We start from the raw sequence: 24,527 nt of genomic DNA, 5'->3' as shown, positions 1-24,527 counted from the left end.
TTATTTACGGAATGGAAAATGAAATGCTTCTAACAACGCCAGGCCTTCATTATCAGATTTTGCAGTAGTAGTGATTGTAATATCCATTCCACGAACACGATCCACTTGATCATAATTAATTTCAGGAAAAATAATCTGCTCACGAACCCCTATACTATAATTTCCATAGCCATCAAAAGACTTAATAGAGAGACCTCGAAAATCACGAATGCGTGGAATAGCAATAGAAATAAGGCGTTCTAAAAATTCCCACATTCGCTCACCACGAAGTGTTACTTTGCAACCAATTGGATAATCCTGACGAATTTTAAAACCTGCAATTGATTTGCGTGCTTTAGTGATCAAGGGCTTTTGACCAGATATTGCTGTTAAATCAGCTACTGCACTATCTAATAGTTTTTTGTCAGAAATAGATTCACCCACACCCATATTTAAAGTAATCTTCTCAACTCGAGGCACTCTCATAGGAGAGCGGTAGTGAAAATCAGTCATAAATTGTTTCACGACTTTCTTCTTATAAAAATCATGCAATTCCGCCATGGTTTACTGCTCCAACTTACTAAATTATTTTACTATTTGACTTAAAAAAACGAACTTTTTTCCTAGCCTCAAACCTAAATCCTATTCGATCTGGCTTACCGGTTTCTAAGTTAAAGAGCGCAACGTTAGAAATATGAATAGGTGCTTCTTTAGTAGCGATTCCACCTGGTTGATTTAAGGATGAAGAAGGTTTCTGGTGTTTTTTAATTAAGTTAATTCCCTCAACAATAACCTTTCCTTCAACTAGAACAGATGTGACTGTTCCTCGTTTTCCTTTCTCTTTTCCAGTTAATACAATCACTGTGTCACCACGTCTGATTTTAGCTGCCATTTATACTCCTTACAGAACTTCTGGTGCTAGAGAAATAATTTTCATAAACCTCTCACAACGCAATTCACGAGTTATAGGACCAAAAATTCGTGTTCCGATAGGCTGTTCACTTTGATTATTTAATATAACACATGCATTACCATCGAAACGAATTACAGAACCATCTGGACGACGAATACCTTTTCTAGTTCGAACAACAACTGCTTTTAATACATCACCTTTTTTAACTTTTCCACGTGGTATTGCTTCCTTAATAGTGATCTTAATAATGTCTCCTATCCCCGCATAACGGCGGCCAGAGCCGCCTAGAACTTTGATACACATAACGCGCCGTGCACCAGAATTATCGGCCACGCTTAGCATAGTCTGTTCTTGGATCATTGTCGTACTCCGCTTAGTTCAATTACTACTTTTAGACTTTCTAAATCCAGTCAGTACACCGCCATTTTTGGACGTAAAAAATATTATAACACTGCTAGTCTTGTATAGATAGAAATAATCAACGGCTCGTCGGAGCCGTTGATCTAAACTTTTTATCATAGAAAACCCTGCTACAAGATTGCTTTTTCGATAACAGAGACCAGAGTCCAAGATTTAGTCTTAGACAATGGACGACATTCACGAATACTAACTATATCACCTATATTACATTCATTCTTCTCATCATGCGCATGTAATTTTGTCGTACGCTTTATAAATTTTCCGTATACTGGGTGTTTCACAAATCGTTCAATGGCTACAACAATAGATTTCTCCATCTTGTTACTCATTACTCTGCCTTGCAAAGTACGGATTTTATCGGTCATCACGTCCCTGCCTTTTGAGTTAATAAAGTCTTAATCCGTGCAATTTTACGACGAACCTGCTTAAAAACATGAGTTTTCTTGCACTGATTAGACCGTGCTTGCATACGCAAGCTAAATTGTTCTTGTAATAATTTACATAGTTGACTATTTAGCTCTTCTACGTTTTTTTTATAGACTTCCATTTCTCTCATTACATCACCGTTTTAGTTATAAAAATGGTTTTAATGGATAATTTAGATGCCGCTAATTTACAGGCCTCCCGAGCTAACTCTTCTGATACACCATTAATTTCATATAACACTTTACCAGGCTGAATAAGGGCCACCCAATACTCTACATTGCCCTTACCTTTCCCCATACGCACCTCTAGTGGTTTCTGAGTAATTGGTTTATCTGGGAACACGCGAATCCAAATTTGACCTTGGCGTTTAACAGCGCGAGTCATAGCGCGACGTGCTGCTTCAATCTGTCGAGCAGTAAGTCGACCACGGTCTATAGCTTTCAAACCAAAAACACCGAAGCTAATATCCGTACCCTGCGCTAGACCACGATTACGGCCTTTGTGCATTTTACGAAATTTAGTACGCTTTGGTTGTAACATCGGTGACTCTCCTTACTTACGACTTTTTCGCTGTTTCTTTTTAGGTTGAGCTACCTTTTCCGGTTGTTCAATTTCAGCCATACCGCCTAAGACCTCACCCTTAAAAATCCAAACTTTAACACCAATGACACCATAAGTTGTATGCGCCTCAGCAATATTATAATCAATATCTGCACGAAGGGTATGAAGAGGAACCCGGCCTTCACGATACCATTCAGTACGTGCAATTTCTGCACCACCTAAACGACCACTAACTTCAACTTTAATGCCCTCAGCACCTAAACGCATTGCATTTTGTACTGCCCGTTTCATAGCTCGCCGAAACATCACTCGACGTTCTAACTGTGAAGCAATACTGTCAGATACTAATTTGGCATCTAATTCTGGTTTACGAACTTCAGAGATATTAATTTGTGCTGGAACACCAGCTATGTCTGCTACTATTTTTCGTAGTTTTTCTACATCTTCTCCCTTCTTACCAATCACAATACCAGGACGAGCTGTATGAATGGTAACACGAATACTCTTAGAGGGCCTCTCAATTACTATACGAGAGATAGATGCTTTATTGAGTGCTTTCATAAGAAATTGACGAACTTTAAAATCACTATCTAAATTATTAGCAAATTCTTTGGTATTCGCGAACCAAGTAGAACTCCAAGGCTTCACAATGCCTAAGCGAATACCATTTGGATGTACTTTCTGACCCATTATTTATCTCCATTGCCTTAGCAGTCAGATACAGCTACAGTAATATGGCTAGTACGCTTCAAGATGCGATCTGCTCGACCTTTAGCACGCGGCATTGTACGTTTCATACTTGGACCTTCATCAACAAAGATTTTAGTGATTTTTAAATTATCAATGTCAACACCATCATTATGTTCAGCATTCGCAATAGCGGATTCTAGAACTTTCTTTACCAATACCGCAGCTTTTTTATTAGTATAAATTAAAACCTCTAAAGCTTTCGATACTTTCTGTCCACGTATAAGGTTTGCAACCAAACGAATCTTCTGTGCAGAAGAACGAGCACGACACTGTCTTGCAATAATTTCCATCCCCCCCCCAATCTCTTAACGCTTTTTAGCTTTTTTATCCGCGGAATGACCACGGTATGTGCGAGTAGGAGAAAATTCACCTAGTTTGTGACCAACCATATCATCAGATATAAAAATAGGAATATGATGACGACCATTATGGACAGCGATAGTCAAACCAACCATCTTAGGAAAGATGGTTGAACGACGTGACCAAGTACGCACTGGTTTCTTTTCTCCAGTAGCCAAAACTTTCTCTACCTTCTGCAGCAAGTGTAGGTCAATAAATGGCCCTTTCTTGAGAGAACGTGGCATTTTTTATCCTCTAAAATTATTTACTACGTCGACGAATGATGAATTTATCAGTCCGCTTGTTACTACGTGTTTTTTTACCCTTTGTCTGTAATCCCCAAGGAGATACGGGGTGTTTTCCAAAATTACGCCCTTCTCCACCCCCGTGCGGATGGTCTACAGGGTTCATTGCTGTACCACGAACAGTAGGACGGACACCTCGCCAACGAGCAGAGCCCGCTTTACCTAGAACACGCAACATATGTGCGCTATTACCCACTTCTCCAAGAGTTGCTCGGCAATCGGATGGAATTTTACGTATCTCACCAGAACGTAAACGCAAGGTTACATAAGAACCTTCTCGTGCAACAATTTGCACATATGTACCGGCTGAACGTGCAATTTGCCCACCCTTACCTGGTTTCATTTCTACATTATGCACAGTAGAACCAACGGGAATATAACGCATTGGTAATGAATTACCAATTTTAATGGCAACATTAATTCCAGACTGAATTTGATCACCAACTTTCATTCCTTGTGGTGCTAAGATATAACGACGAACACCATCTTTATATAAGACTAATGCAATATTTGCAGAGCGATTCGGATCGTATTCAAAACGTTCAATAGTTCCTGGAATACCATCTTTATTTCTTTTGCAGTCAATTAGACGATAAGCCTTCTTATGTCCGCCGCCAATATGACGAGTAGTGATGCGACCAAAATTATTGCGACCACCAGTTTTACTTTTTTTTTCTATTAAAGGAGAAAAAGGCTTGCCTTTATATAGCTCTGGATTCACCACTTTCACTACGTGACGACGTCCCGGAGATGTTGGTTTACATTTAACCAGTGTCATGATTCTTTCCTCAGATCTACTCCACATCACCGAACAAGTCTAGAGTTTGACCTTCTTTCATAGTAACATAAGCTTTTTTCCAGTTACTGCGACGACCAACACGCTGCTTATGACGCTTAGACTTACCTTTGACTAACACAGTATTTACGCCTTCTATTTTCACTGAAAATAATCTCTGCACAGCAGACTTAATTTCTAATTTTGTAGAATCTTTAGAAACTTTAAGAACAATAGTATTCGTTTTTTCCAATACTCTAGACGCTTTCTCAGAGAGATGTGGTGTACGTATAACTTTTAGTAGACGCTCTTCCCACTTCATACGAATATCTCCTCTATTCTTTTAACTGCATCAGCAGTTATTAGAACTTTCTCAAAAGCAATTAGACTCATTGGATTAATATTGTCTATAGTCCGTGCCTCAACTTTATATAGATTTCTAGATGCTAATCGTAAATTTTCTTCTAACATCACAGTAATAATCAATACATCCTCTAGATTCATAGCTTTTAGTTTCTCTAGAAGCATCTTTGTTTTAGCGGATTCTAAAGAAAACTTCTGAAAAATCATTAATCGATCTTGACGTATTAATTCCGATAAAATACTTTTCAGGGCACCACGATACATCTTTCTGTTAATTTTTTGACTATGATCTTGAGGTTTAGCAGCAAAAGCTACACCACCCGATCGCCAGATCGGGCTTTGTAAGGAACCAGCTCGTGCACGACCTGTTCCTTTTTGTCGCCATGGTTTTTTTCCGGATCCAGTGACTTCTGCACGAGTTTTCTGAGAACGAGTTCCCTGACGAGCACCAGCTGTATAAGCAACCAATACTTGATGAATTAATGCTTCGTTAAAATCACAACCAAAGATAGTGTTGGAGACATTGATCACGCTTAATGCGTCTTTCAAGACTAATTCCATATCTATCCCCTTAGGCCTTCACAGCTTCTTTAATAATGAGATCGCTACCAGTAGAGCCAGGTACCGACCCTCTAACCAAAAGAATATTTCGATCATAATCAATACGGACAATCCTTAGGCTCTGAATAGTTACACGTTTATTACCCATCTGACCTGCCATTTTCTTACCTTTAAACACTTTTCCTGGAGTCTGATTTTGACCGATAGAACCTGGAACACGGTGAGACAAGGAATTACCGTGAGTTGCATCCTGAGTTCTAAAATTCCATCTTTTTACTGTACCTGCAAAACCTTTCCCTTTAGATAATCCAGTTACATCGACTTTTTTGATATCAGAAAAAATATCAATATTAATACTCTGTCCCACCTTAAACTCAGAGATATTAGAAACGCTAAATTCCCATAAACCACGACCAGGTGCAACCCCAGACTTAGCAAAGTGCCCTGCATCAGGTTTAGTAATCTGATTAGATTTTTTCACTCCAGTTGTTACCTGGATAGCATTGTACACATCTTTACCAATTTTTTTTATCTGGGTCACACGGTTTTCTTCCAGTTCAATGACCGTAACAGGTATAGAAACACCATCTTCTGTGAAAATACGGGTCATACCTAATTTCTTACCAACTAAACCAATCATCTCTTCCCCTAACTGTTGTAATCAGCTTGTTAACCTAGACTGATTTGCACATCTACACCGGCAGCAAGATCTAATCGCATGAGTGCATCAACCGTTTTCTCAGTGGGCTCAACAATATCGACTAGACGCTTATGCGTACGAATTTCATATTGATCGCGCGCATCTTTATTCACATGAGGAGAGATCAAAATTGTGAAGCGTTCTTTACGAGTCGGCAATGGAATTGGACCACGTACTTGCGCACCAGTTCGTTTAGCAGTCTCTACAATCTCCATTGTTGATCGATCAATTAAACGATGATCAAACGCCTTCAACCGGATTCGGATTCTTTGGTTCTGCATGAGACCAGAACTCCAATTATTTATAAAAGAAAAGAATTAATACTTTCATCTATTACAACTGATAGATGCAAGCAATTTTTGTTAATGCCAATAACTAAAACTAACTATGGTAACAAGTACCAATAAACTAATCTGAAATAGCTATGAATCATAGTCTGTAATCATCATTGAAACATTATATTATATCTGAAAGTAAAGCAACTGTAATATTACTCAACCCCATTCTTCTACTGAAGACCATGGAACTACAGAAAGATAAAAGAGCGCATGCGCTCTTTTATCTTTCTGTAGAGAATATATAGAAAAGCAACAAACATTAAGCAATCACTTTAGAAACAATACCTGCTCCAACAGTACGCCCGCCTTCACGAATTGCAAAACGCAAACCTTCATTCATGGCGATAGGATGAATTAGATTGACAACCATTTTAATATTGTCTCCTGGCATCACCATTTCAACACCCTCTGGTAGTTCGATGGTACCAGTAACATCAGTCGTACGAAAATAGAATTGTGGACGGTATCCTTGAAAGAATGGAGTATGACGGCCCCCTTCTTCTTTAGATAAAATATAAACTTCTGATTCAAATTTAGTATGTGGCTTAATGGTCCCTGGTTTAGACAAAACCTGACCTCTCTGAATATCTTCTCGTTTAATACCTCGAAGTAAAATACCACAATTCTCACCTGCACGACCTTCATCTAAAAGTTTACGAAACATTTCTACACCAGTGCAAATGGATTTAACGGTATCTTTAATGCCAACAATCTCAACTTCTTCACCGACTTTAATGACACCGCTTTCCACACGACCAGTGACAACGGTTCCTCGACCAGATATAGAAAAAACATCTTCAATAGGCATTAAAAATGATTTATCAACAGAACGCTTTGGTTCTGGAATATACTTATCTAAATGCGAAGCTAACTCTAAGATCTTAGCTTCCCACTCCGTATCACCTTCTAGTGCTTTTAATGCAGAGCCGTACACAATAGGTGTCAGATCACCTGGAAAATCATATTGTGATAATAAATCACGAACTTCCATTTCAACTAATTCAAGTAATTCCTCATCATCCACCATATCACACTTATTTAGGAAAACAATAATATAAGGTACTCCAACCTGTCGACCAAGTAAAATATGTTCACGGGTCTGTGGCATTGGGCCATCAGTGGCAGCAACTACTAAAATTGCCCCATCCATCTGGGCCGCGCCAGTGATCATGTTTTTAATATAGTCAGCATGACCTGGACAATCAACATGTGCATAATGTCTAGTTAAAGTATCATATTCAACATGTGAGGTATTAATTGTGATACCACGTGCTTTTTCTTCGGGTGCGTTATCTATCTGATCAAAAGCACGAGCAGTACCGCCATAATTTTTAGCCAATACAGTCGTAATAGCAGCAGTTAAAGTGGTTTTACCATGGTCAACATGCCCAATAGTACCAACATTGACGTGCGTTTTAGAGCGTTCAAATTTTTCTTTAGCCACAGCAATATTCCTTACTTTTTATGCTCACCTGAAAATCAGTAAGCACGGGACTAATTACCTAAACCTAGACATTTATTTACAACGAGCTTCAATAATAGCTTGTGAAATATGGTTAGGTGCTTCAACGTATTTTAAGAATTCCATAGAATACGAAGCTCGACCCTGAGTCTGTGATCGTAGATCAGTGGCATAACCAAACATAGCAGACAGTGGTACTTGAGCGCGCACTGTTTTGCCAGTAGAAGACTCTTCCATACCTTCTATTAAACCTCGTCGACGATTCAAATCACCAATAACGTCTCCCATATACTCTTCTGGGGTATCAATTTCTACCTTCATAACAGGTTCAAGAAGAACAGGCCTTGCTTGACGAAACGCAGATTTAAAAGCTAAAGATGCAGCTATCTTAAACGCTAATTCAGAAGAATCTACATCATGGTATGACCCATAATGTAAACGAACCTTAACATCTACCACAGGGTATCCAGCTAAAGGACCCGATTTCAGCTGTTCCTGGATCCCTTTATCAACTGCTGGAATAAATTCTTTAGGAATTACCCCCCCTACAATATCATTGACAAACTGATAACCAAGTCCACCGGACTCTAGAGGGCTCATATCAATCACCACATGACCAAATTGACCTCGACCACCGGATTGCTTAATATATTTACTTTCAATATTGGTAACCGTTTCACGGATAGTTTCACGATAAGCAACCTGTGGCTTACCAACGTTAGCTGAAACATGGAATTCCCGTTGCATACGATCAACTAAGATCTCTAAATGTAGTTCACCCATACCAGCGATAATCGTCTGTGATGATTCTTCATCTGTCCAGACGCGAAATGAAGGATCTTCTTTTGCTAATCGACCTAAGGCCATTCCCATTTTTTCCTGATCTGCTTTTGTTTTGGGTTCCACTGCTACTGAAATCACTGGCTCAGGAAAATCCATGCGCTCTAAAATAATAATATTATTTATATCACATAAAGTATCACCTGTGGTCACATCTTTCAAACCAATAGCAGCAGCTATATCTCCTGCGTACACCTCTTTGATTTCTTCACGTTTATTAGCATGCATTTGTACAATTCGACCTAATCGTTCACGCTGAGTTTTAATGGGATTCATAACCGTATCACCAGATTTGACTACACCAGAATAGACACGGAAGAAAGTTAAGTTTCCCACAAATGGATCAGTAGCAATTTTAAATGCTAATGCAGAAAAAGGAGCCCTATCATCTGCATTACGAATAGAGGGGCTATTTTTACCGTCATCTAATATTCCATTAATTGCACTAATATCGGTTGGAGCGGGTAAGTATTCAATAACTGCATCGAGCATAGCTTGCACACCTTTATTCTTAAAAGCAGATCCGCAAGTCACTAAAATTACTTCATTCTTCAATACACGTTGCCTTAGGGCACTTTTAATTTCTTTTTCAGTAAAACTTCTACCATTAAGATACTTATCCATTAACTCTTCAGAGGATTCTGCTGCAGACTCAATTAATTTTTGGTGCCATTCTTCAGCAACTTCCTTCATATTCAAAGGGATTTCTTCGTATGAAAAAGTTAAGCCGTGGTCACTGTCATTCCAGTTTATAGCTTTCATCTTTATTAAATCAACTACACCAGTAAACGTATCTTCTTCTCCAATAGCTAGGTGAATTGGAACTGGATTAGCCGCTAAACGCGATTTTATCTGACTTACTACCCTAAGAAAATTAGCCCCCATCCGATCCATTTTATTAATGAACGCAATACGTGGCACTCTATATTTATTAGCTTGCCGCCACACAGTTTCAGATTGTGGCTGCACACCTCCAACAGCACAGTAAACCATGACTACACCATCCAGTACACGCATCGAGCGCTCAACCTCAATAGTAAAATCTACATGCCCTGGAGTATCAATAATATTAATGCGATGTGACTCAAACTGATTAGCCATACCAGACCAAAAAGCAGTAGTAGCTGCGGAGGTAATAGTAATCCCACGCTCCTGTTCCTGAGCCATCCAATCCATTGTAGCTGCGCCATCATGTACTTCACCAATTTTATGGTTTACACCAGTGTAAAACAGGATACGCTCAGTAGTCGTTGTTTTACCAGCATCGATATGTGCACTAATACCAATATTCCGGTAGCGTGTTATAGGTGTAGTACGAGCCATGTGCTTCCTCTGATTCTGGAACATTTTCAGTTAGTTAATCCTAGTGATATATTTATAATATATTTTACTATGGACTAATCATAAATAGATCGCCATTACCATCGGTAATGGGCAAAAGCCTTATTAGCCTCAGCCATACGATGTACATCTTCACGTTTCTTTACTGCTGTACCTCTATTTTCAGAGGCCTCAGAAAGTTCATGTGCTAAACGAAGCGCCATAGATTTATCACTACGCTTTCTCGCAGATTCTACAATCCAACGCATTGCTAATGTATTACGACGCACCGGACGAACTTCAACAGGAACTTGATAAGTAGAACCACCTACACGACGAGATTTAACTTCAACAGTTGGACGCACATTATCTAGAGCTGTTTCAAATATTTCTAACCCATCTTTACTTACTCGACTAGATAATCTATCTAGTGCATGATAAACGATAGTTTCAGCAATAGATTTCTTACCATTTTTCATGAGAATATTAATGAATTTCGCCAAAAGATCAGATCCAAACTTAGGGTCTGGAAGAATTTTACGTTGACTGATGATACGACGACGTGGCATTAGGAATACTCCGTAGTTCATTCAAGACACCCAAAACTCTCATTGGCGTCATGAGAACATTTGAGTTCTTAATATTTTCCTTTACCTCAAAGATAAAGTTAAGTTTTTGGTTTTTTTACACCATATTTAGAACGGGCCTGTTTACAATCTTTAACACCTGAGCAGTCTAGCGCCCCACGAACTGTATGATAACGAACACCAGGCAAATCTTTAACTCGACCGCCACGAATAAGGATTACAGAGTGTTCCTGTAAATTATGGCCTTCACCTCCTATATACGAGGTTACTTCAAAGCCATTAGTTAAGCGAACCCGACATACTTTACGTAAAGCAGAATTCGGTTTTTTAGGTGTAGTCGTATAAACACGAGTACATACACCACGTTTCTGTGGGCAACCTTCTAATGCAGGTACATTACTTTTTACTACTTTTCGAATACGTGGTTTACGAACTAACTGATTAATTGTTGCCATCACATAACCCCTGAACTTTAAATATTATTTTCTTTTTACTTAATTTCTATTTAGATATGAAAAAATTAAATTATGTAGTAAAATAACATTTTAGATTCAAGTTTATACAGAGTCAAGAAATAACCAATATTACTTATTTACCAAAACATCTATTAATATTTACCAGGATATCTGTTGTGGATGTTGTAATGTCAGCGTCACAAAGTCAGTATAACTAATAATTTTAACTTGAGATGAAATGTGACTAATTAAACCACGAGCCAAGAGATCGACTTTTAATGCATACACGTAAGCAGAAGTGTTTATTAACATTAAAAGACTTTTAGTTCCTTCTAATGCAAAAATCACCCCATCCTCAAGCAATAATACATGATCATCCACAGCTATCAAACGTCGTATCGCAGACAGATCGCAACGAAATGGTGATGTTGTTAAGGTATGTAGCATAATATTATGAACTTAAAAAGTAATCAGTCGATGATAATCATTTAACATTATACGAAGTGTCCGTGGAGATAATATATCAGCACCCAATATATTTGAAGTGTTGATAGTTAGACCACGTTCAATTAACGCGGCTGAGCAGATGTAAAATCTTTTTATTTCGTATAAGGAAAGAATACTAAACGTAGAAATATAATCACGTGCTAAAATTAAATGTGGTTTTTGATTAGTAGTTAATTGTAATACGCCATCACTAACAAAAAACAAGGCAATCTTATCACTAAAAGATAATAATGCTAAGATTGAATCTAAACCTTCACGACCAAAGCTAGATCCATGTGGGCCTCGTGTAAAAATAAAAGCAATCGAATTCATTAGAATTGTACCATTCGATCACAACTTAATACTGCTTCAGCTAACGCACCTAAACCCGTTAACTGAAAACCAGAAGCTAGATTAGCCGATGGTAAACCAAAACGCCGTGCTTCTTTTTGATTACAGACTCCTCGACGCAAAGCTGCCGCAATACAAATATTCAATATAACAGCATGTTGTTTAGATAATTCCTGCCAACAACGAGTCAGATCGACTTCATCACTACTTGGACAGTTCAATGCACTTGCGTTTAGTACACCCTCGCAATAAAAAAAGATACTAGTAATGATATGTGATTGCTTTACTAACTCATTAGCAAATAACCAAGCTGTACTAGCACGTTGAGTACCGTAAGCAGGTCCGGTTACCATCAGACAAAAACGCATACGTTATCTTTTATACCTTGCTTATATTCCGAAATATTGTCATAAAATAACGATTGACTTATTTCTATTTTTTGAACATCATTATTGTATTATCTAAATAGATTGAGCTTTATAATAGACAGAATTATATTCAAATGTGTTTATTATTAAAATAACTTTATAATTTTATTGAAATTTAAGTTTTTCAGATTCTTCTTTATAAAGTCTACGAATCCAATGAAATTTAAGTAATTAACCCTATTGAACGTCTATTTTTAAAAAAATATCTAGCAGTTACAATGTCATTTTTAATCTGATTTCTTAGCGCATTTATTGAATTAAAACACTGCTCAGTACGTATTTTATTTAAAATAATAACTTCTATATATCGACCATATATGTCTAAAGAAAAATCAAAAAGATGCACCTCTAACTGCTGAATCCCCAAGTTGAAAGTGGGGCGAATCCCAATATTTGCTATACCAGATAACACCTGGTCATGACAGCCTTGTACATGAACAGCATACACCCCTGTAACAGGTGAAACAGTTCGACATAAGGATATATTAGCAGTAGGAAACCCAATAATTCGACCTAATTCTTCACCATGTACTACTCGACCAGATATACTAAATGGTCGTCCTAACAATCTCTGAGCTAATTCAAAATTATCTTTAGCTAACACACGACGTATTATTGTACTACTAATACGCTCCTTAGAATAAAAAAAAGTTTGAGCACTTATAATACCAAAACCATAACGTATACTTTCTTGCTTTAATAAAGCAAAGTCACCAGATCGATCAACCCCAAATTGAAAATCACTACCAACTACAAGTAACTGTATATTAAGTTTTTTTACTAAAATTTCAGCGATAAAATCTTGTGCACTATAGTCACTAAAATTATGATCAAAACGAATACAGAGAACTAGATCCACACCCGTCTTTTTTAAAAGACGTATCTTTTCATTAAGCCTTGTTAATCGAGCGGGGGAACTTCTGTTGGTAAAAAATTCAATCGGTTGAGGCTCAAACAGCATAACCATGACTGGTAAATTACGATGAAGACCTTCCGAGCACAGCTGTGCTAATAATGCTTGGTGACCACGATGCACACCGTCAAAATTCCCAACAGTCAACACACAACCTTGATGATGTTTTCGAAGATTGTGTATCCCACGTATTAACTGCATAAAATTCTCAAATTATTTTTAGAATATAACAAAAATAATAAAGATATCATCTATCTGATAGACAGAACGCTCGTTTATCAATCTACCTAAAATTAAATATGTTGTTTCACATACATAATGATTCTATATAGAAGATAACTGTTTTCTCTAGACCATCAAGAGAATGTATCTAATATCCTTAATACAGACTATCTCATGAGATAGTCTGTATTAAGGATAAGACCTTAAATTAATAACTAATTTATAATTATATAATTCATTCAATAATAATTTGAATTAAATAAAAACAATCTACAAACTAGTAAAATTACTCAACATAAAAGATCCGCCTTTCATTAAAACTTTTTCGCATTATAAATTCTAAGAATATATGCTTGTCACTTAAATCATCAAAGCTGATTTAAGTTTTTAGATAAATATTTAACAATACCATCAGCAGATGGCTTTATAGCATCTTTTCCTTTTTCCCACTGTGCTGGGCATACTTCCCCATGCATTTCATGGAACTGTAACGCATCCACCATACGCAGCATTTCATCAACATTACGTCCAAATGGTAAATCATTAACAACTTGATGCCGTACCACTCTTTTCTGATCAATAAGAAAAGAGCCACGTAATGCCATACCTGCATCGTGATGCTCAATGCCCCAAGATTTCTGAATTTCACGTTTAATATCAGACACCATTATGTATCGAACTGGACCTATTCCTCCTTTGTTTATCGGAGTGTTGCGCCACGCTCTATGTACAAATACTGAATCAAAAGAAACACCAATTACTTCTACAGAACGCTGTTGAAATTCTAAATATCTCTTATCAAAAGAGATTAATTCCGACGGACATACAAAGGTGAAATCCATGGGCCAAAAAAAAAGAACACAGGTTTTACCAGAAGTAAAGTCTGAAAAGTTAAACCTTTCTATAATGTCACCATTTCCTAGAACAACAGAAGCTGTAAAATCAGGGGCAAAACGACTGACTAATACCATTTTAACTCCAAAATAATGAACATAGAAAATAAATTAAACTATTTTAATCAATATTACGTTTTTATAAATCTAAATTACAAATCGAAAAGTAATTATTAGTAATTATTATCATAAACTACTATACTTTAGATGCTATAAAAATCAAGACCTTCTATAAATTAATTCTTCAAAATATTAAAAAAAATGTAATTTGCAATCAAATCTATTTAAACCTATTAACATAGTATATATTGATCTGCAATCATTATTGAGTTACTTAACATAAGTTATAGTATATTATTGACATAATTTTTATTTATTTAATTAATAACATATTATTGTTTATTTATAGATATTTTCTCAAAATTCAGAGTTTTATAAGAATGAAGCCCATATAGATATATCTATATGATAGTCCTATCATAATTACGAAATAAATATACATCAATTGGTATCCAACCGATTATTAATACAAATAAAAAGATGTATATTAACGCAGATTTTCTTAAATGAAATCTAAAAAAATTATCTATAATAAATAATGTATATTATGGATTACTAGAGTGTAAGACTCGACACTCCAAGACAAGTTGTATTACTTAGCTATAAGTGAACTATCCGTAGAAAATAATTACTGTAATTATCAGTTTATTTCTGTACGTTTAGCATAACATAGACAATCTGATAAGAACGATTATCAAACTTCAGTTATCTTTATTACACTCAATCGACTTATGAGAGGTCAATAGAAGAATAAGACATGCAAAACAACTACTTTAAAAAAAGCAGACATAGTGCTAGCTGATTTTATACGTGAAAAATAAAACGAACTTGAGCAGATGAAAATCCAATTATCGTATTATTGAAGTCACGTCGGGATTAGTAGAAGGTGCATATCATAGTGCAGAAACAGTTATTAGATTTTTGCCAAATATTATAAATAAAAAAACCGATATTCATATTGTGTTTCATGTAAATAGAAGACAAAGGTTACACAGTTTGTAAAACAACTTGTTTCCTTCAATAATTTATGGCGTGCAAATTTTACCGCGAACCTCTAAACTCATTGACCTGGATTACAGGATGAAAAGATTCTCAATATACCATGTGAAATCATTAATCAATATTTACAAGTGAATCGATCCATCCGAGAACAGAGCGCATTATTGAAGAGTAATGTATTGAAACCAAATATAAAAGACCCATTACTATCTTGGGTTAATTTTAAAACATAAATCCTACTTGTTTTTGCCTATAATCTTTCACAGCAAATTACAGCACTTCTATTAACTTAATCTTGAATATTCGATAATTAACAACTGATAAAAATTTTTATAATTAATATTATATTAATATAATATTAAATCACCACATAACTCAATATTTAACAGTCTATATACAATAGAAGATAATAAATTATGATAGTCTGATTTAGATATATTTAGAGTTTTTCATAAGGAAAATAAGCTAAATGATATTATATTTAATAATAATCACCCAAATAATGTGCTATAACTTTTTTATAGAACTGAACTAAATAGAAAAAATGGAAAATAACTCATATCATATATTATTTTTTTACCTATTTAAAATAAAAACCTCACAAATATTAATACCTTTCCATCCAAAATCTTGATATCATCGTTCTCACCTAAGTTAAGATAAAATATAGATATAACAGAAATCACCCTTATCTATATTATAGAAGAATGCATATGATGAACAATCAAAATATTTTACTATTCATTAAGAAGTGAAAATTAGAAAATATTTATGAATGACTGACCATATTGACTAATGATTATTAATATGGAAACTCAAGTAAAAATACTAAATAACACACTTGTTCTATAATCAGTGTGAGAATAATAAATACTAAAGATTAAAAAAATAAATAGTATATTTATAAAATACATAAATAATGATATTTATAATTTTTTAAAAAAATGAACGAAAGATCTAATTCATACATGTATAATTCACAATTGAATAACTACTATTTGACCTTCCTATACACCATGGGCGATATTATAAAACTAATTATGATAGTGCAATAGATATGATAACGATATTGTAATCAGATATTTTAATTATCATTTTAATGACAGGACACACTGTTCTAACTTTATTAATGATTTTAATAGACTATATATTAAATTGATAAAATTAATCTTTCTGATCAAGCAATAGGCTATATCTTTTGCATTATTATGCTTTCGACCTATTACATCGATCGAGCCCAACTTAATCTAATAATTTTCTGTATTTTATAGATAGGATCTGCTCTAAACTTTTAAAATTTTATTCTATCTTTCAAGAATAAATAATCCATGTATATCTTCTTTGTTCCTCTACTGTCATAAACTACTGTAAATCTAAATATAAAAAGAAATCTATTTAGGTAATCTATACACATTTTTTAAATTTAGAATTAATCACGGTAATGAAATTATAATTATTCTTACTTGATTACATGATTCATAATGAATTTGATATCATCATGTGATATATCAAAAACATTTCATCAATTCCGTATAGATTTGCTACATTATAGGTATAATGAATAACTTCAATATAATTAGTATTTTATTCTGCATTATAGATCCTATGTGAATTCTAGCTAAGAAGACTTCATTTTAGATATTATAAATCACTGTAACAATAATTTTATGAAATGATGACTAAACTATTTTAAAATTATTTAAAAATATAATTATATTATAGCATATAACTATACCGTAATTCACATCTGTATTAATAATACAGAAGTATATTATGCTAATAGAAATATTTAAGGAATTTGATAATGCCAAAAATTCGTATTGAAAAAGATTCTATGGGAACTATAGCAATATCTTCAGATCAACTTTGGGGGGCACAAACACAACGTTCATTATCATATTTTTTAATCTCTACAGAAAAAATGCCTCTAGAATTTATATATGCGTTAGCGTTAGTCAAACGTGCTGCAGCTAAAGTTAATGCAGATTTAGGCGCTTTACCTCTTAATATTGCACATGCAGTTATTCAAGCAGCTGATGAAATAATTAGTAATCAACACTGGAATCAATTTCCACTATCAATCTGGCAGACTGGATCTGGAACACAAACTAATATGAATATGAATGAGGTATTAGCTAATCGCGCTAGCGAAATTTTAGGAGGAGAGCGAGGTATATTACGATTAGTGCACCCAAATGATCATGTAAATCATAGTCAGAGTTCTAACGATGTGTTCCCCTCTGCCATGCATATTGCGGCAGTTACAGCCCTATATAAAAAGTTAATTCCATCTATCAAAATGCTCAAAAATACACTCTACCTCAAATCAGTAGACTTTCAAGATATAATTAAAACTGGACGAACGCATTTACAAGATGCTACGCCGTTGACATTAGGGCAAGAATTCTCAGGGTGGGCTGCAATGCTAAAACACAATCTGAATCATATTATCAATAGTATACCTTATCTTTCAGAACTCGCTATAGGAGGGACAGCTGTTGGAAATGGTCTAAATACTCATCCTGAGTATGCTGTAAGTGTTGCTAAGGAGTTATCTTCAATTACTGGTATAAATTTCATAACCGCAGTAAATAAATTTGAAGCTCTAGCAACCTGTGATGCTATAGTCAATTCACATGGAGCACTTAAAGGACTAGCAGTCTCTCTAATGAAGATTAGTAATGATATACGATTACTTGCCTCCGGTCCACGCTGTGGAATTGGTGAAATAATACTTCCTGAAAATGAGCCAGGTAGCTCTATTATGCCAGGTAAAGTTAATCCAACTCAGTGCGAAGCACTAACAATGATTTGCTGTCAAATTATGGGTAATGACGTAGCTATCAGTATAGGAGGAGCATCAGGAAACTTGGAATTAAATGTTTATCGACCTATGATTATTTATAATTTTTTACAGTCTATACGGATTTTATCCGATGGTATCAATAGCTTTAATCAACACTGTGCACAAGGGATTATACCAAATCATACTCGTATTGCACATTTTCTAAATGAATCATTGATGCTTGTCACTGCACTCAATACCCATATTGGATATGATAAGGCAGCAGAGATAGCTAACAAAGCACATAAAGAAGGATTAAAATTAAAAGAAGCTGCGATACAACTTGGATATCTTACCCCCGAAGAATTTGACACCTGGGTTCAACCTCAGAAAATGATTGGTATACAATAATATTGAACAGTTAATTCTCTAAATTTAAGAGACAATCTTTACAAATCAAATATTTATACTATAATCCTGATATTTTTATTCTACTGTTACTGATTTCGCCAGATTTCTTGGTTGATCTACATTGTTTCCTTTGAGTAAAGCTATATGATAGCTAAGTAATTGCAATGGTACAATATAAGAAATTGGTGTCGTAATGTCTTCAACATATGGTAAAGAAATAATACGCATTCTCTCAATGTTAGAACAACCAAATTGAGCGTTAGTAAAAACGTATAATAAACCACCACGAGCACGAACTTCTTCTATATTTGATTTTATTTTTTCTAAAAGCTTATTATCTGGTGCAATAACGATAACTGGCATATTATTATCAATTAATGCAAGAGGTCCGTGCTTTAATTCGCCAGCAGCATATGCTTCCGCATGAATATAAGAGATCTCTTTTAGTTTCAAAGCCCCTTCCATTGCAATTGGATATTGAGCGCCTCTTCCCAGAAATAAAACATTTTCTTTATGAATAAAATCTTTTGCTAAATCAACCATTAATTCATTTTGCAATAACATCTGATTAATTCGATAAGGTAATACCTTAAGAGCATCGACAATGCTCTTTTCAATCTCAGGTTTCATACCTTTCAAATAACTAATTTTTGCTAGTAGCATTAACAGAACAGTCAACTGAGTTGTAAAAGACTTGGTCGATGCAACACCAATTTCTGAACCTGCTTGAGTCATAAGAACTAAATCAGATTCACGTACCAAAGAAGAACTAGGTACATTACAAATCGCTAAAGATCCTAGATAACTCATTTTTTTTGAAAGACGTAGTGCTGCTAGGGTGTCAGCAGTTTCTCCAGACTGAGATAAAGTTATCAAAAAGCTATTATGTCGTACTACAGGTTGTCTATAACGAAATTCAGAAGCAATGTCAACATCACAGGGTACTTGAATGAATGATTCGAACCAGTATTTTGCTACCATACCTGCATTATATGAAGTACCACAAGCTACAATCTGGATATGTTGTAAGTTTTTTAGTAGTATTTCGTTTTCTGAACCTAACTCAGGGAAGTTAATTTTATTATTTCTAAGATGACCTTTTAGCCTCTTTTTAATTACCCTAGGCTGCTCATAAATTTCTTTCTGCATATAATGGTTATAAGCTCCTTTATTTCCTGCATCATGTTGTATGTTAGAGGTAATTTCACAACGATGCACACTATTACCAGAGCGATCAAAAATCATAATACTAGATGATGTAATTTGTGCTACATCACCTTCTTCTAAATAAATTAATCGACGCGTCATTGGTAGTAATGCTATAGGATCTGATCCTATAAAATTTTCATCGATACCACAACCAATAACCAAAGGACTACCCGAACGCGCGGCAATCAACCTATCTGGCATTCGACTATCTAAAATAACCATACCATATGTACCACGAAGACACGGAAGAACACGTTGTACTACTTCTAATAATGAACCACCTTTTTGCCCTTCCCAATGTACTAAATGAGCTACTACTTCTGTATCAGTTTCTGACAAACATGTATAACCCCATACTTTTAACTGTCTATATATAGACTGATAATTCTCAATAATTCCATTATGCACTATACTAATATCAAATGATATATGTGGATGCGCGTTTATTTCTGCCGGTTTTCCATGTGTGGCCCAACGTGTATGCGCAATACCAATACTGCCTGATAAAACAGTATTTTCTACCGCATTAATTAAATTCTGTACTCCTCCAAGACGACGAAGACGAATCAACTCTCCAGTCAGATCCATCACAGCTAAACCAGAAGAATCATAACCCCGATATTGAAGACGTCGCAATCCATCAAGTAAAATTCCTACAATATTACGATACGAAATTGCACCAATAATTCCACACATAAAGATAAGTTTCCTGGCGTGATAGTCAATAAACTCTGAGGGTTATCTTCTGATTAAAATATCCAGTAGATTCGAAATCCTTTCAATAGTCACTAGTCGCTAACACTGGTACTAATATCACTACTACACTATGTTCAATTAAGAAAAATTAATCCATACTTAATTTTTCTTTTTTGGTTTCTTCCAATTAACATCAAATATTTGCTCTTTCCGGTTATATACTAACCCGTTAGAAGGCACATCTCTTATAATGGTGCTACCAGCAGCAACAGTCACACCTGATCCAACATTAACTGGGGCAATAAACTGAGTATCTGAACCAACAAAAACACCATCACCAATAATAGTCTTCGATTTATTTATACCATCATAATTACAAGTAATAGTACCTGCTCCGATATTTACATTAACGCCGATCTCCGCGTCCCCAAGATAACTTAAATGCGCTGATTTAGATCCGGAACCAAGCATTGTATTCTTAATTTCCACAAAACTGCCAACATGGGAACTTGTTCCTAACTTGCTACCTGGGCGTAAATGAGCAAATGGACCAACCCTGGATCGTGGTTCTAATTGAGAACCATCAATGACACTGTAAGGATGAATGATACTATCATCAGAAATTAAGCTATTTTTGATTACACAACCAGTCCCAATTTTTACTCGATTACCAAGTATAACGGTACCCTCAATAATCACATTAGTATCGATTACCACATCACGACCGTGCTTTAATGTACCACGTAAATCAAAACGAGTTAAATCCTGCAGCATACCTCCTTCTACAAGGAATTTTTCTGCTAATTCCACTTGGTAAATACGCTCTAAATTAGCAAGCTGAAGACGGTTATTCACACCAGTAATTTCAGTTATACGTTCTGGGTAGACTGTTTCAATATAACAACCAGAACGATGCGCAAGCGCTATAATATCAGTAATATAGTACTCACCATTTTGTCTATTATAAGGAAGTTGATTTAACCAACGTTTAATCTCTAATCCATTAGCAAGAAAGATACCAGTATTAATTTCATTTATTACTAATTGCTGAGGAGTCGCATCTTTCTGTTCCACAATACCTATAACTTTTCCATTCTGACGGATGATTCGTCCATAACCATATGGATCATCAAGTTTTACTGTTAAAAGAGCTATTCCACCAGATGGTTTGGCTTTCTGTAAACGGTGTAAAGTATCTCTTGAAATTAAGGGGACATCTCCATACAATATTAAAATATCTTCATTATCATGAAAATAAGGAGCAGCTTGCTGTATGGCATGACCAGTTCCTAACTGTTCTCTTTGTAACACCCAATTTAAAGAGTCATCATTAACAACCGTTTTAAGAAGATCACCAGAATATCCATATATCAGATTAATACACCGGGCATTGATTTCTTTAGAAACATCTATTACATACTGAACCATAGGTTTTCCTGCTAGTAAATGTAGTACCTTTGGTAGATCTGAGTACATACGAGTTCCTTTACCAGCAGCAAGAATTACAACACTAATTAAACGATTTTCCATAAACATCCTAACTAATCATTGCATCTAATACATAAAAACGTTCGTCTGTCATCCAAAATAGCATTTTTGGATTTTTATAGTAACTTTAACCACCTAAATTCAATGCTATTATCTCATCTTCTATGAGCGAGTAATTTCTTAATTTAATCATAAATCACTATCGTACACATTCAAGATGCTTTGTGAGGAATGCAGGAAGGAAATATACCTCAATTAAATAATAGAAATACTTATTATAATTTAATTACCTTGAATAATAATAATTCCTTAAATAACAGGCTAGTTCCTAATTACTAGACATTCAATATCACATGTTAAATTTCTAAAAATATACTTAAATCTCTATCTTTAATGTTATGTTAATAACAACGAAAAAATTAGACCTAGTTATATTTAAAAAAATAGAGTTAGTAAGTTTATTATTCTAATGTATTAAGAAAAGAACTGCTTATTATACTATATTATTAGTAGAGTTCTTTTCTAATGAATTATTATAACTACAATTAATTAATCTAATTGATATTACCTAATACAATGTTCTCACAATGACCTGTGATAGCCTATAAAGATACTCTTCATTATAACAACTCTAATAAGCCTATCAATTAAAATTATAGATGTTCATCTATTTATCTTCAATTCATAAATTATGAAATCTTATAAGTTTTTAATTAGAATATTTAGGAATCATCAACCTTCTCATAAAGCATATTATCTTTCTTTTTTTTAAACAACTATAGTAAAATCTATGTTTTATTCCAAACAGTCTTTAATATTTAAAAATAATAGATAATGATGGTTATGTATTATCAACAAGGATATGATATATGTCATTGTTGCAATTTTAATTCCAATAAAACAAAACTCTGATAAATTAATTAACAGAAATGAAATAAAACATTAGAATTAATTTCTTTAATTAAAGAACATGCTATAAAATTGTTGATTTATGTCATTATTAATATTATTCAAAGGTATGTATTCCTCAATACCTAAAATATCACTATACGTGTAGTATACATACTCATTACATACATGATGATTATCAATAAATAATTATATTTCTGTCTCTATATAGATACTGAATCAATAAACTATAATTAACTCTTAATTACTTAGTAAATAAATTTGTTAAGATATCTCATAATTTATCTATGACTAGATCTATGTGATAAAGTCATGATTAAAATCACCTAAATATAATTAATCAGATTCATAGATCCTACTCCATATCAATTATTAAAATATTATCATATTCTAGTATAATTAGTTACAAAATCGAGATGTATAAATAGAAGTATTATTTCTATAAACTTAATATATTAAAATACTTAATATTTTCTTAATAAATAAAAAGTGAATATATCGTCATTTTACAATTTTAGTAAAATACAAATATTTAAATAATATATTAATAATATTAATTATTTTCATATATGAAAAATGAGCTTAAGACATTATTTCATGAATTATTAATACTTTATAATACTAAATATTTTTAAAGATTATAATTTAATATTTCATTATCTCTGATCTGTGTTCAGATATTGGATAGATAAAATTACTTAGAATTATATTTAGTTTAATTATGAGTTTCTGGAACATTATTAAAACTAAAATTATAAAAAAATAAAGACTAAACTTAAGTTAATTATCTTATGTTTTATATTAATATAGAAAATATTTTCTTGTATGGACGACTAGTGATATTTCATTGTAAATTCTTTAAATACCTAAAAGATAACAGTTAGATATATAGGTATTAACTAATAGATACTTATCTATATTTTAAAAATATTGATTTAACTAAAATGATGAATGTTTTATTTTATAAAGGGATAAAAATAAAATCATATTAATCATTAGTTTAATGAAAAGTTAAATGAAAAGATAATAATTGATATTAATCATCTAATATCATTGATCTTACTATAAAGATAGAAAACTAATTTTAATTAAAATAAAATAAAAAACTTCTTTAATGTATTTCTATTGCCACTTCATCTATATATAAAAATAATAAGATTGTATATTCAATCAATAATAGTATTATATCCAATATAAAAATAATTTTTCTATACTTACAAACATCTATAATATCAATATTAATTATGATTAATAGCAGGATAGAATCGTTATTGATTAATAATCAAAGATTACCCATACCGTTACATGATAAAATTTATAAAGGTAATTTAATTATTAATTATATAATTAAATTATATATTAAATCTCTATGGAAATAACTTAAATAAAATCTAAAAAATTGCTGTGAATATAAATCAACCCTTTTACATAAAAATATTGATTAAGTCTTTTCATGCAAAAGACTTAATCAATATTTTTATAAATTCTTTCTTTTTTCTAATTTGATGTATAGATAACATCTATTTATAGAATAGATTCAAGAAATATAAATTACTTTAATTACAGTGAAATATAATTCTGTA

General features: G+C 33.7%; 26 protein-coding genes. 1 reads left to right on the top strand and 25 read right to left on the bottom strand.

Going from position 1 to position 24,527, the window contains the following annotated elements; all coding sequences use genetic code 11:
• From rplE to ERCIPICE3303_RS01190, 23 genes are all read right to left on the bottom strand, one after another.
• A complete protein-coding gene (gene rplE / locus ERCIPICE3303_RS01300; protein ID WP_157990946.1) occupies nt 1-540 on the bottom strand; it encodes a 50S ribosomal protein L5 in 540 nt (179 codons plus the stop codon).
• A gap of 19 nt (nt 541-559) precedes the next feature.
• Complete coding sequence (gene rplX / locus ERCIPICE3303_RS01295) at nt 560-871, bottom strand: 50S ribosomal protein L24 (protein ID WP_157990945.1); 312 nt, start codon at nt 869-871, stop codon at nt 560-562.
• Between the two features lie 9 nt (nt 872-880).
• Nucleotides 881-1,252 carry a 50S ribosomal protein L14 gene (gene rplN, locus ERCIPICE3303_RS01290; RefSeq protein ID WP_157990944.1) on the bottom strand — a complete coding sequence of 124 codons (372 nt, stop codon included), beginning with the start codon at nt 1,250-1,252 and terminating at the stop codon, nt 881-883.
• 170 nt (nt 1,253-1,422) lie between these two features.
• A complete protein-coding gene (gene rpsQ, locus ERCIPICE3303_RS01285) occupies nt 1,423-1,677 on the bottom strand; it encodes a 30S ribosomal protein S17 (protein ID WP_157990943.1) in 255 nt (84 codons plus the stop codon).
• Nucleotides 1,677-1,868, bottom strand: a complete 192-nt coding sequence (gene rpmC, locus ERCIPICE3303_RS01280; RefSeq protein ID WP_157990942.1) for a 50S ribosomal protein L29 — start codon at nt 1,866-1,868, stop codon at nt 1,677-1,679. Before rpmC ends, rpsQ begins: the two co-directional genes overlap by 1 nt.
• The gene (gene rplP / locus ERCIPICE3303_RS01275) at nt 1,868-2,278 is read right to left on the bottom strand and encodes a 50S ribosomal protein L16 (RefSeq protein WP_157990941.1); all 411 of its coding nucleotides are present in this window, start codon (nt 2,276-2,278) and stop codon (nt 1,868-1,870) included. The genes rpmC and rplP overlap by 1 nt, the downstream gene beginning before the upstream one ends.
• Before the next feature lie 12 nt (nt 2,279-2,290).
• Complete coding sequence (rpsC, locus tag ERCIPICE3303_RS01270; RefSeq protein WP_157990940.1) at nt 2,291-2,989, bottom strand: 30S ribosomal protein S3; 699 nt, start codon at nt 2,987-2,989, stop codon at nt 2,291-2,293.
• Between the two features lie 17 nt (nt 2,990-3,006).
• Entirely contained in the window at nt 3,007-3,339 is a 333-nt protein-coding gene (rplV, locus tag ERCIPICE3303_RS01265; RefSeq protein WP_157990939.1) for a 50S ribosomal protein L22, read from the bottom strand.
• A gap of 15 nt (nt 3,340-3,354) precedes the next feature.
• Nucleotides 3,355-3,633: a 30S ribosomal protein S19 gene (rpsS, locus tag ERCIPICE3303_RS01260; protein ID WP_157990938.1), complete on the bottom strand. Its 279-nt coding sequence runs from the start codon at nt 3,631-3,633 to the stop codon at nt 3,355-3,357.
• 16 nt (nt 3,634-3,649) lie between these two features.
• The gene (rplB, locus tag ERCIPICE3303_RS01255) at nt 3,650-4,471 is read right to left on the bottom strand and encodes a 50S ribosomal protein L2 (protein WP_157990937.1); all 822 of its coding nucleotides are present in this window, start codon (nt 4,469-4,471) and stop codon (nt 3,650-3,652) included.
• A 16-nt stretch (nt 4,472-4,487) separates the two neighbouring features.
• Nucleotides 4,488-4,790 carry a 50S ribosomal protein L23 gene (gene rplW, locus ERCIPICE3303_RS01250; protein WP_157990936.1) on the bottom strand — a complete coding sequence of 101 codons (303 nt, stop codon included), beginning with the start codon at nt 4,788-4,790 and terminating at the stop codon, nt 4,488-4,490.
• Nucleotides 4,787-5,392, bottom strand: a complete 606-nt coding sequence (gene rplD, locus ERCIPICE3303_RS01245) for a 50S ribosomal protein L4 (RefSeq protein WP_157990935.1) — start codon at nt 5,390-5,392, stop codon at nt 4,787-4,789. Before rplD ends, rplW begins: the two co-directional genes overlap by 4 nt.
• A 10-nt stretch (nt 5,393-5,402) precedes the next feature.
• The gene (gene rplC / locus ERCIPICE3303_RS01240) at nt 5,403-6,032 is read right to left on the bottom strand and encodes a 50S ribosomal protein L3 (protein WP_157990934.1); all 630 of its coding nucleotides are present in this window, start codon (nt 6,030-6,032) and stop codon (nt 5,403-5,405) included.
• Between the two features lie 29 nt (nt 6,033-6,061).
• Nucleotides 6,062-6,373 (bottom strand): 30S ribosomal protein S10, encoded by a 312-nt coding sequence (rpsJ, locus tag ERCIPICE3303_RS01235; RefSeq protein WP_157990933.1) that lies wholly within the window; start codon nt 6,371-6,373, stop codon nt 6,062-6,064.
• A gap of 316 nt (nt 6,374-6,689) precedes the next feature.
• Entirely contained in the window at nt 6,690-7,874 is a 1,185-nt protein-coding gene (gene tuf / locus ERCIPICE3303_RS01230; RefSeq protein WP_157990932.1) for an elongation factor Tu, read from the bottom strand.
• Nucleotides 7,875-7,946: 72 nt separating this feature from the next.
• A complete protein-coding gene (gene fusA, locus ERCIPICE3303_RS01225; protein ID WP_157991291.1) occupies nt 7,947-10,055 on the bottom strand; it encodes an elongation factor G in 2,109 nt (702 codons plus the stop codon).
• Between the two features lie 95 nt (nt 10,056-10,150).
• On the bottom strand, nt 10,151-10,621 hold the full coding sequence (gene rpsG / locus ERCIPICE3303_RS01220; RefSeq protein ID WP_157990931.1) for a 30S ribosomal protein S7: 471 nt from the start codon (nt 10,619-10,621) through the stop codon (nt 10,151-10,153).
• A gap of 98 nt (nt 10,622-10,719) precedes the next feature.
• Nucleotides 10,720-11,094: a 30S ribosomal protein S12 gene (rpsL, locus tag ERCIPICE3303_RS01215; protein ID WP_157990930.1), complete on the bottom strand. Its 375-nt coding sequence runs from the start codon at nt 11,092-11,094 to the stop codon at nt 10,720-10,722.
• Nucleotides 11,095-11,253: 159 nt separating this feature from the next.
• Entirely contained in the window at nt 11,254-11,541 is a 288-nt protein-coding gene (tusB, locus tag ERCIPICE3303_RS01210; protein WP_157990929.1) for a sulfurtransferase complex subunit TusB, read from the bottom strand.
• Nucleotides 11,542-11,553: 12 nt separating this feature from the next.
• Nucleotides 11,554-11,913: a sulfurtransferase complex subunit TusC gene (gene tusC, locus ERCIPICE3303_RS01205; RefSeq protein WP_157990928.1), complete on the bottom strand. Its 360-nt coding sequence runs from the start codon at nt 11,911-11,913 to the stop codon at nt 11,554-11,556.
• Nucleotides 11,913-12,299 (bottom strand): sulfurtransferase complex subunit TusD, encoded by a 387-nt coding sequence (gene tusD, locus ERCIPICE3303_RS01200; RefSeq protein WP_157990927.1) that lies wholly within the window; start codon nt 12,297-12,299, stop codon nt 11,913-11,915. Before tusD ends, tusC begins: the two co-directional genes overlap by 1 nt.
• A gap of 223 nt (nt 12,300-12,522) precedes the next feature.
• A complete protein-coding gene (gene ribF, locus ERCIPICE3303_RS01195; protein ID WP_157990926.1) occupies nt 12,523-13,473 on the bottom strand; it encodes a bifunctional riboflavin kinase/FAD synthetase in 951 nt (316 codons plus the stop codon).
• Between the two features lie 389 nt (nt 13,474-13,862).
• Nucleotides 13,863-14,465, bottom strand: coding sequence for a peroxiredoxin C (locus tag ERCIPICE3303_RS01190; RefSeq protein WP_157990925.1), 603 nt, complete (start codon nt 14,463-14,465; stop codon nt 13,863-13,865).
• A 2,785-nt stretch (nt 14,466-17,250) separates the two neighbouring features.
• On the opposite strand from ERCIPICE3303_RS01190, the gene fumC reads away from it, so the two are divergent.
• Nucleotides 17,251-18,642, top strand: coding sequence for a class II fumarate hydratase (fumC, locus tag ERCIPICE3303_RS01185; RefSeq protein ID WP_157990924.1), 1,392 nt, complete (start codon nt 17,251-17,253; stop codon nt 18,640-18,642).
• Between the two features lie 75 nt (nt 18,643-18,717).
• Here fumC and glmS read toward each other — a convergent pair whose 3' ends face one another.
• Together glmS and glmU are read right to left on the bottom strand one after the other, a co-directional pair.
• Nucleotides 18,718-20,547 carry a glutamine--fructose-6-phosphate transaminase (isomerizing) gene (glmS, locus tag ERCIPICE3303_RS01180; protein ID WP_157990923.1) on the bottom strand — a complete coding sequence of 610 codons (1,830 nt, stop codon included), beginning with the start codon at nt 20,545-20,547 and terminating at the stop codon, nt 18,718-18,720.
• A 159-nt stretch (nt 20,548-20,706) separates the two neighbouring features.
• Nucleotides 20,707-22,077, bottom strand: coding sequence for a bifunctional UDP-N-acetylglucosamine diphosphorylase/glucosamine-1-phosphate N-acetyltransferase GlmU (glmU, locus tag ERCIPICE3303_RS01175; protein ID WP_157990922.1), 1,371 nt, complete (start codon nt 22,075-22,077; stop codon nt 20,707-20,709).
• Nucleotides 22,078-24,527 lie beyond the last annotated feature (2,450 nt).

Source organism: Candidatus Erwinia haradaeae, assembly GCF_900699015.1.
In the GTDB taxonomy this organism is placed as follows: domain Bacteria; phylum Pseudomonadota; class Gammaproteobacteria; order Enterobacterales; family Enterobacteriaceae; genus Erwinia_E; species Erwinia_E haradaeae_E.
The sequence above is the reverse complement of the archived record's forward strand: the minus strand, read 5'-3'. Positions and strand labels throughout refer to the sequence as shown.